At 47.2% G+C, this 9,233-nt stretch carries 5 protein-coding genes; 3 read left to right on the forward strand and 2 right to left on the reverse strand.

What is annotated here, in order from left to right:
- Positions 1–258: 258 nt before the first annotated feature.
- Positions 259–1,833, reverse strand: a complete 1,575-nt coding sequence (locus Q5691_RS21845) for a nucleoside transporter C-terminal domain-containing protein (protein ID WP_333210322.1) — start codon at positions 1,831–1,833, stop codon at positions 259–261.
- Positions 1,834–2,053: 220 nt separating this feature from the next.
- On the opposite strand from Q5691_RS21845, the gene Q5691_RS21850 reads away from it, so the two are divergent.
- Positions 2,054–2,344 carry a hypothetical protein gene (locus Q5691_RS21850; RefSeq protein ID WP_333210323.1) on the forward strand — a complete coding sequence of 97 codons (291 nt, stop codon included), beginning with the start codon at positions 2,054–2,056 and terminating at the stop codon, positions 2,342–2,344.
- A gap of 110 nt (positions 2,345–2,454) precedes the next feature.
- On the opposite strand, the gene Q5691_RS21855 is transcribed toward Q5691_RS21850, so the two are convergent.
- Positions 2,455–2,649, reverse strand: coding sequence for a hypothetical protein (locus Q5691_RS21855; RefSeq protein ID WP_333210325.1), 195 nt, complete (start codon positions 2,647–2,649; stop codon positions 2,455–2,457).
- Between the two features lie 399 nt (positions 2,650–3,048).
- Here Q5691_RS21855 and Q5691_RS21860 point away from each other — a divergent pair, with 399 nt between their 5' ends.
- Together Q5691_RS21860 and Q5691_RS21865 are read left to right on the forward strand one after the other, a co-directional pair.
- Positions 3,049–7,908 (forward strand): CHAT domain-containing protein, encoded by a 4,860-nt coding sequence (locus tag Q5691_RS21860; protein ID WP_333346985.1) that lies wholly within the window; start codon positions 3,049–3,051, stop codon positions 7,906–7,908.
- Positions 7,909–8,267: 359 nt separating this feature from the next.
- A partial coding sequence (locus tag Q5691_RS21865; protein WP_333309372.1) for a protein kinase domain-containing protein occupies positions 8,268–9,233 on the forward strand: 966 nt, incomplete at its 3' end.

Raw genomic sequence — 9,233 nt, forward strand, 5'->3', positions numbered from 1 at the left:
CAATATTTGTAGATAATTGACAATCTTAGGACTTATGCACGGGTAGCCAGAAACCGGTTTTTTTGCTGATAAGATGCGTTACAGCCACAGATTTGGTGGAAAAACCCGGTTTCTTGGGTCAGAGTGCGTCAATAACTGATTTTATCGAAATCAAAGTTGATGTAGGTTATGGGTTGTGTGGGGGCGGGTTTATGTAGATTTTTGACGGGAGTTAAATATGGTTCGTAAAACCCGCGCCTACAAATCCATAGAAGATAATTAAGGGTTTTTCTTGGAGGCAGGAGAGGGAGATTCTTGATCTCTGGGAGTCGCTTTTTCGGTATTACCAGAAGGTTTTGGACTGACAATAGCTGGGGCAACTGACGGCTTTGAATTTGCGGCTGGGGATGCCGGTGATTTTAGAGATTCAGGGGCTGTTAGCGGGGCAGCAGGGGCTGTTTTAGCGCCTAAAATGCTGGCATCTCCAGTGTCGAAGGTTCCAGCGATGCAAGCGATCATCATTGTGGCTAAGGTGCCGACAAATAATGCTTTCCAACCGAGTTCGGAAATGTCTTTGCGGCGGGATGGAATTAGGGCGATCGTGCCGCCGACAAATATGCCGACGGAGGCTAAGTGGGCAAAGCCGGATAGGGCGTAACTGACAATTAAAACTGTACGATCGCTCACCAGGCCTTTTGCGCCCGCTTCTGCTAAACTTTGATAGGGCGGAATCGCTGTTTCTAACAACCTACGACCGATGATTACTGAGGCTTGCCAAGAGTCCTCAAGAAAGACTCCTGTTAATAGTGTCAGGGGATAAAATAAGACTCCCATAATGTTGGCTAAGGTGACAACTTTGAACAAGTCACCAATTGGGCCGGGCAAAATTGCCAGCCAACCAAAGAATTGATTGATTAAGGAAACTAAGCCTAAGATTAAAATCAAAACAGCGGCAATTGCTACTGCCATTTTTACACCGTCCAATGCACCAATTATCGCTGCATCTAAAGGGCTGACTCGTTCGATGGGTTCTCCCCCAACAGTCTCTTGTTTGAATTCTTCGCGCTCCCTGTCCGAAATTTCTTCGCCCACAAACTCGCGGCCTTTAGGCTGCCGTTCTTCCTTGGGAATGCCACCCATTGTTAGGGGCACGCCTGTTTCTGGTACTAAGATTTTGGAGAGGACAAAACAAGCGGGAATGGCGATAATTGAGGCGGAAACTAAGTGTCCTAAAATATTGGGAAAAACTGGCTTGAGAAAGCTGACGTAAATTGCTAAAGTTGAAGAAGCCGCAGTCCCAAAACAGCAAGAGAGGATTGCACAAAGTTCGGAACGAGTCATTTTGGGCAAATAAGGCTTGACGACAATTGCCGCTTCAATTCCTACGAAAATATTGGCCGCACCGCTGAGGGCTTCCGCGCCGCTCAACCGCATTGTCATGTAAAAGATTTTGGCAAAAAGTTCGGTGATAATTTGAATCACGCCGATGTTGTATAGCAAGGCCATGAGGCCAGAAAAAAAGATGACTGTCGGTAAAGCTCGAAAGGCAAAAATATATCCTAAATTAACTGCCGGCTCTTTACCAGGTATGGGTACAACATTGCTCCCGAATACAAACCTCGCTCCAGCGTCAGCAGCGGTGAATACTCCATCCAGTAAGCTAGTAAACCACTCTAGGGCGATGCGAGTTGGGGGGAACAGGAATACTAAAAATCCTAAGACTAATTGCAGGCCAATGCCCCAGATGATGACGCGCCAAGGTATATACTTCGACTGTCGATTTTCTGAAAAAACCCAGGCGATCGCACATAAGCCAAAAATGCCCAGAAACGAGATAAGATTGTAGATAGACATGAGCCTAGTCCTTGAAATAGTTGAGAATGCCGATCGACGGCTTGCACCACATCAGTTATACTATTCATCTGACGGCAAATGCTAAAAAAAATAACGGGCAGATAAATTACGCACTCAACAGCGTACTTATGTCATTGCTTAGGTCATTCCGAACTCTGCGGATCTTTAGCAAGCCTTGATTTGCCGTAATTACCAGCAGTTTAAATAGAAACTCTAACACATGGAAGCTTTTGCTCCACATCCTCCTGAATGGACTGCGACGGCGGTTCACGCTAATGAGTTTTGCTGTCCCAAGTGCGGCGCTAGCTGTACAGATGCCGCTGAGGTCTGGATTAATCGCCGATCGCCAGTATACACCGAGTTCAACCGCCGCAAGTGGCAAGAATTTTACAGATGCCAGTGTGGCGGTGTGTGGTGGGCTTGGAGTAGCGATAGGCCTCCTTCTGAACTTGTGCGTCGCGATGAAATCTCGAATGACGGCCCGGATGACAGCCCGGATGATGATTTTTAGAACCGTGACAGAATTTTCGCTTTTGGCTTTGCGATTTTTTTATTTAAAATTAGGGTAAGGTGCGCGGCCTGGCGCACCCTACGTTTAGATAAGTTATCGCCCGTTCTCAACTAATTGAGCACGTCAAGTATTCCATTGACTACGCCTTCCATGACTCTTTCAATTAAGCTCAATTCATTTTCGCCGATCGACTCATTTAAGAGCATTGACTGAATTCGCTGTCTGTCATCGCGAGTCAGTTCGCCTGAAGAAAATATCCGCTCTACTATTTGTTCAGTTAGAAATTGGAAAGCTGGAGTTTGCATGGTTGGTCTCTAAAAGCATTAATATTTTGTTTTTAACTTCATTAGAGCAGCCAGTTATTTTGCGGGTTTTTGCCGTCCCACCCAGTCAGTGCTGCAATCATAAGGCTTTGAGAGCATTTTGTCAAGATACCTGCGACAGATAAATATAAAATCTGCATTAAATTTCCGACATTCTGGCAACGGGTGGTTTTGGAGTGCGATCGACCCCCGGCGGTGGCAGTATTCGATCGACTTTTTTAAGTTTATTGGCACTTGGGCGGAACATTACAGCTCAAAAAAAATCAAAACGAGAAGAGATTAAAATTGGTAATGGAGAATTGGCTTTTCGGAATTCCCTCTTCCTTCCGGCTAATGACTAATGACTAAGAACTAATAACTAATGACTAATGGCTTCCTCCAATGACCTATTTTCGTTCTGCTCTAATTTTGACATTAGGTTTTGGGCTGCTACCGCTAGCAGTGCGATCGCAACCCGTAGTCCCTGCTACTGACGGCACGAATACTGTTGTTAAGTCCGAGCAAAACCGCACAGACATTAGTGGCGGACAACTGTCAGGAAACGGGGCAAATCTGTTTCACAGCTTCAGCCAATTTAATCTCAGCGAAGGTCAAATAGCTAATTTTATAACTAATCCAAATATTCAAAATATTTTAGGGCGGATTTCCGGCGACAATGTTTCCCTCATTAACGGTCTGATTTCTGTAAGCGGCGGTAACTCAAATTTATTCTTAATGAATCCGGCGGGAATTGTCTTCGGTCAAAATGCTAGATTAAACGTGCCGGGGTCTTTTTTCGCGACAACTGCTACAGGTATTGGGTTCGGCGATCGCTGGTTCAATTCTGCCGGAATTAATGATTACAAAGCTTTACTGGGAAATCCCAATCAATTTAATTTTAAAAACTCACAAGTTGGTGCAATTGTCAATGCCGGAAACTTGGCAGTTGGCAGCGGGCAAAGTTTAACTTTACTCGGTGGCACCGTTGTTAATACAGGACAATTATCCGCTCCCCATGGTCAAGTTACTGTGGCTGCTGTTCCGGGACAAAATGCAGTCCGTATTAGTCAAGTTGGCAATTTATTGAGTTTAGAAATTACTCCGTCTTGGCAGTCAGAAAACTCGGCGATCGCCCCGGTTTCTTTGCCTCAGTTGCTGACGGGCTCCGGCGTAGCATCAGCCACAGGTTTAACGACTAACGAACAAGGTCAATTGGTACTGACTGGCGGCCAAACAGTACCCGCAGTTGCCGGAAGTGCGATCGTCTCCGGTTCGGTAAATGTATTTGGCCGTTCCGGGAATGCTGGCGGCACAGTCAATATTTTAGGGGAAAAAGTCGGACTCTTCGGCGCAAATATCAATGCTTCCGGCACTGACGGCGGAGGTACTGTGCGCGTCGGAGGCGGTTTCCAGGGGATGGAACCAGTGCCAAATGCCCAGGTAACTTATGTTAGTCCTGATTCTACGATCGCAGCAAACGCGATCGACCGTGGCAATGGCGGCACTGCGGTAATTTGGTCAGACAATACAACTCGCTTCTTGGGCAATATTACTGCTCGCGGCGGCATCGCCGCAGGTAACGGCGGAACAGTAGAAGTTTCAGGCAAAAATGCTTTAACTTTCCAAGGAGAGGTCGATACCCGCGCGACTAACGGTGCGATCGGCAACCTGTGGCTCGATCCGGCCAATATTGCGATCGTCAGCGGTAACGGCGACACCAGCGCGCCATCTGGCGGGGAACTCGCATCGGCACCTGAACCCAATGAAACATCGATCTCAGAAGTACAGTTGGAACAGATGGCGGCCGGCAGCAACGTGGTTATAGAAACCCCCGGCTACATCACCCTCCAAGACTTACCCGATAACCAACTTTCCCTGCAAGCAAGAACGGGAGACACCGTAACATTTAGATCCGGCGGAGTGTTTGTTGTCAATGATCCCAAGGATTTAATCGAGACTCAAGGTGGCAACATCAACATTTTCGCCAGCAGCATCTCTCTGGGCGGACTTAATGCCAACGGTGGCAATATCGCTATCACTGGTAACGGCATTGACTTCAGAGGCGGCAGCAATTCTATCAGCAGTGCAGGGGGAACAATTCGCTTGCAACCCAACGATAGCCGAGCAATTCGGATCGGTGGTACCGGCGATATTTTGGGCATTTTGGACTTGACGGCAAGGGATCTCGGCACTTTGGCGGGGGATTTCGGCTCGATCGCGATCGGGCGCGAAAACGGTAGCAGCTCCTCGATCGCGATCGTCGCACCCATTACCTTCAACAGCCCGCTGACACTTCAAGGCAGCTCGATCGCGATCAACAATCCCCTGAGAACAAGTGGCAGCGCTAGCTTGACTCTCGACGCGCCCCAAACTGATCTCAACGCCAACATTGCCACATCCGGCGGCGATCTCACTTTTACAGGAAACGCATCCCTCAATGCTGACGTAGCTTTGAGCACGGAAGCTACCGGCAACATTCTGTTCTCCGGTAGCCTAGACGGATCTCACGCCCTGAGACTAGACGCTCAGCGAGTGCTGTTCGGCGCTACAGTTGGTCAAGCTGCACCGCTGGCGAGTTTGAATGTCAACGCCAGCAGTACCGAGGTTTCGGGCAATATTGCGACATCTGGCGACATGACTTTCAATAGTAACGTCACAGTCGATCGCACCGCCGCCCTAGCCGCCACTACCGGCAATATCACTTTTGCCAATACCCTCGACAGCATCCCGGGCCGGGCTAATAATTTGACGCTGCGCGCTGGTGGCAACATTACTTTTGACGGCAGAGTCGGTCAAACTCAGAGGTTGGGCCAGCTCTCTGCCGATGCTGCTAGCGTGACGGCTGCTTCCACAATTACAGCACGAAGTTTGAGCGTTAACGCCCGCGATTCCGTTACCTTCGGGGGGGACACCACGGCCGCTTTGGGAGCCGATATCAAGGCAGAAAACGTCTTCCTAGAGGGTAATTTAAGGGCGGATGGTGGCAGCGTGAATCTGCAAGGAAGCGGGGAGGTGCGGACTGGTAATATTACCTCGAATGGTGGGAGGATTCGGGTTGAGGGGAATACTGTTGCTGCAGGTGCGATCGACTCGTCATCGGCGGGAACAGGAGGCGAGATCGCTCTCCAAACCAATGCTGGGCCTTTAACTGCCGGAGCTTTGAACGCTTCGGGGGCGATCGGCGGAAATATCGATGTCACCTCGAAAGCGGGCATTTCGGCTCTAGATATCAACTCCAGCGGCACTTCAAACGGCAACGGCGGAGGCGTTTCCCTGAACGCGACTGATAACATTCAGTTGGGCTTTATCAATGCTCAAGGTGGCACTGGTGGCGCTGGTGGCAGCGTTGATGTGACAACCCTCGGTTTGTTTCGCTCGAACAATGTTTTCAACGATATATCGGGCAATTCTTCGAGTATTTCTACTGCCGGAGGTGCGGGGGCGGGGGCGATCGCAATTGGGCACGGAGGCGGTATCGATCGACCGTTTGTAGTTGGTGGCGCGATCGACAATGGAACCCTGGGAAGCATTAATGCTGGCGCGGGAAACGCCATTTTGCCCACTTTTTCTTTTGGACAAACTTACACCCAAGGAAATTTACCAAATCAGATTTCTCTAATTACACCTGCCGCGCCCTCTACTCCTGCACCAATTCCCGAACCAATTCCCGAACCAATTCCCGAACCAATTCCCGAAACAATTCCCGCACCGCCTGTAGTGCCAGTAGTCCCCGTAAATCCAGAGCCGGCGCTGTCACTTCCTGCATCTGTGCAAGTAGAATTGCGATCGCAAAGTCCATACAAAACTCCCGAAATTAGCCCGGATATTTTCGCTCCTTCTCGCAGATTAGATGGGGCTGGTTCGGGAGTTTTAGAGTTTGAGCAAACCTTTACTCGCGAGTACGAAAAATATCTGGACTTGCCCGCAAGAAGACCGATTAGTAATATGTCAGTAATTTACGAAAATCTTCGCAAAAATGAACAAATTACCGGGATAAAATCTGCGATTATTTATATGAATTGGGTCAGCAGAGCGGATGCACGCGCGGCTAAAGAAAATGGTTCGGTGCTGGTGGCTAGTCAGGATTTATCTAATCTATTACCTGTGAGAAAAAACCTCGCATCCCAGCCTCCTCATCCTTTAGAAGATAAGTTTGCCCAGAGGTTGCCGCCGGATGGCAAAGAAGTTTCCGATGTTCCTAATGGGGAGTATTTAGAATTAGTGTTAGTAACAGCTAACGCTCAACCCCAGCGCGTTTTAATTCCGGCGACAACGCGCTGGCAGGTGTTGCAACTAGCCGATGCCCTGCAAAGCGAAATAACTAATCCCCGAAAAAGAAGCAGCCTTAGTTATTTGGATACCGCGCAAAAACTTTATCGGTGGTTAATTGCGCCAGTTGCTGCAGAATTGACAGCTTTAAAAATTGACAATTTAATTGTAATTCCGGCAGCCGGTTTGCGGAGCGTGCCGTTTGCGGCTCTTCACGACGGCAAAGGCTTTTTAGTTGAGAAATACAGCATTAGCGTGATGCCGAGTCTGAGTTTAACTGATACTCGCTACGACAATATTGCGGATGATGAAGTTTTGGCAATGGGGGCGTCGGTATTTGAAGATAAAGCGCCATTACCAGCGGTACCGGTGGAGTTAGAGTCGATCGCGCCGCCCGATCGGGGAAAATCATTTTTGAATCAAGATTTTACTCTCGGAAATTTGCAAGCTCAGCGAGCAAATCGACCTTTTGGTATCATTCACTTAGCAACTCACAGCGAATTCCAGCCCGGAGAACCGAAAAATTCTTACATTCAGTTGTGGGACACTAAATTACGTATCGATCAAATGCGGCAGTTGCGATGGAATGAACCGCCGGTGAATCTGTTAGTTTTAAGCGCGTGCAGTACCGCTTTGGGCGACGAAGAGGCGGAGTTGGGGTTTGCGGGTTTGGCGGTAGCTAGCGGTGCTAAATCGGCTTTGGCGAGTTTGTGGGAAGTCAGCGATGAGGGGACTTTGGGGCTGATGACTGAGTTTTATCGGCAGTTGCGAACCCCCAGACGCGGTGGCAATTTGATGATTAAAGCGGAGGCTTTGCGGCGCGCGCAATTGGAGATGCTGCGGGGGCGCGTGCGGATTCAAGACGGGATGCTGCGAGTCGATGGGCTTTCTGAAAGTCTAATTTTGCCTCCTGAAATTGCTGCGCGGGGCGATCGCGTGCTTTTGCATCCTTATTATTGGGCCGCCTTTACAATGATTGGTAATCCTTGGTAATGAAGATGTTGAATGAAGAAGGAAAAAGAGCCGGTTTGCACTCGCTTTCATTGCATGGTGATTCGCCCTATTTATACTCTAATTATGCAACGCCCACATCTGCTATGAAGACCAAGGGCGATCGCACTTCACTCTGTTTTGCCGCATTTTGCAGGAAACTGGGGAGCGATCGCACTCCTGACCGGAACGTTTAGCCGTCTTATTTTTAAGAAATGTTAATAAACAATAACTTTTCTTTTTAAACTTAAGTTTTTATTAAATTTTCGGATATTATTATGTATTAGATAATACATATACTTAATTAATTAACAATTGCTAAAAAAATAATTGAGTATTAATACTGACAAGAGGATGTAAGAATGATTAACTTACCGGGCTACGACATTACCAACCAAATCCATGAAAGTAATAATTCTTTAGTTTACCGGGGACTGAGAAAGCAAGACAACCAACTGGTAATTATCAAATTTCTCAAACAAGATTATCCGATGCCAGCTTCGTTAGTCAGATACAAGCAGGAATACGAAATTACACACAATCTTCACCTAGAAAGTGTGCCTAAAACCTACAGTTTAGAAAGATACCATAACAGTTTGGCTATCATTTTCGAGGATTGTGGTGGAGACTCATTAAAGCTCTTGTTGGCTTCTCATCAACTTACCTTAGAAGAGTTTTTATTAACAGCTATTAAAATAACCAGGGCTTTAGGTGAAATTCATAGACATAAAATTATTCATAAAGATATCAATCCCAGCAATATTATTATTAACTCAAGCACAGGGCGAGTTCAAATTATAGATTTTGGCATCTCTACAGTTTTAAAGCGCGAAAATCCTAGCCTGAAAAATCCTAATGTTTTAGAAGGCACTCTTAGCTATATATCGCCGGAACAAACAGGCAGAATGAACCGATCGATCGACTATCGCACTGATTTTTACTCATTAGGAGTCACTTTTTACGAACTGCTAACGCGGCAATTGCCATGGGATTACAGCGATGCAATGGAATTAATCCACTGTCACATTGCCAAACAAGCAGTACCGCCCCATCAAATCAATCGAGAAATTCCTAAAGCTGTTTCTGATATTGTGATGAAGCTATTAGCGAAAACTGCTGAAGCCAGATATCAAAGCCCTTGGGGAATTATCGCTGACTTAGAAGAATGCCTAGAACAATTAAAAACTATGGGAGGAATTGCAGATTTTGCGATCGCCCAAAAAGATATTACAGATAAGTTTCAAATCCCTCAAAAACTCTACGGCAGAGAAACAGAAGTTGAAACCTTATTAGCAGCCTTTGAGCGAGTCAGCAGAGGCAGCACCGAA

The sequence above is a fragment of the Microcoleus sp. w1-18aA5 genome (assembly GCF_036701705.1).
In the GTDB taxonomy this organism is placed as follows: Bacteria; Cyanobacteriota; Cyanobacteriia; order Cyanobacteriales; family Microcoleaceae; genus Microcoleus.

What these genes read in the sequence shown, in the direction of transcription:
- Q5691_RS21845 (WP_333210322.1), bottom strand. Translation starts at nt 1,833, where the DNA reads ATGTCTATCTACAATCTTATCTCGTTTCTGGGCATTTTTGGCTTATGT.
- Q5691_RS21860 (WP_333346985.1), top strand. Translation starts at nt 3,049, where the DNA reads ATGACCTATTTTCGTTCTGCTCTAATTTTGACATTAGGTTTTGGGCTG.
- Q5691_RS21855 (WP_333210325.1), bottom strand. Translation starts at nt 2,649, where the DNA reads ATGCAAACTCCAGCTTTCCAATTTCTAACTGAACAAATAGTAGAGCGG.
- Q5691_RS21850 (WP_333210323.1), top strand. Translation starts at nt 2,054, where the DNA reads ATGGAAGCTTTTGCTCCACATCCTCCTGAATGGACTGCGACGGCGGTT.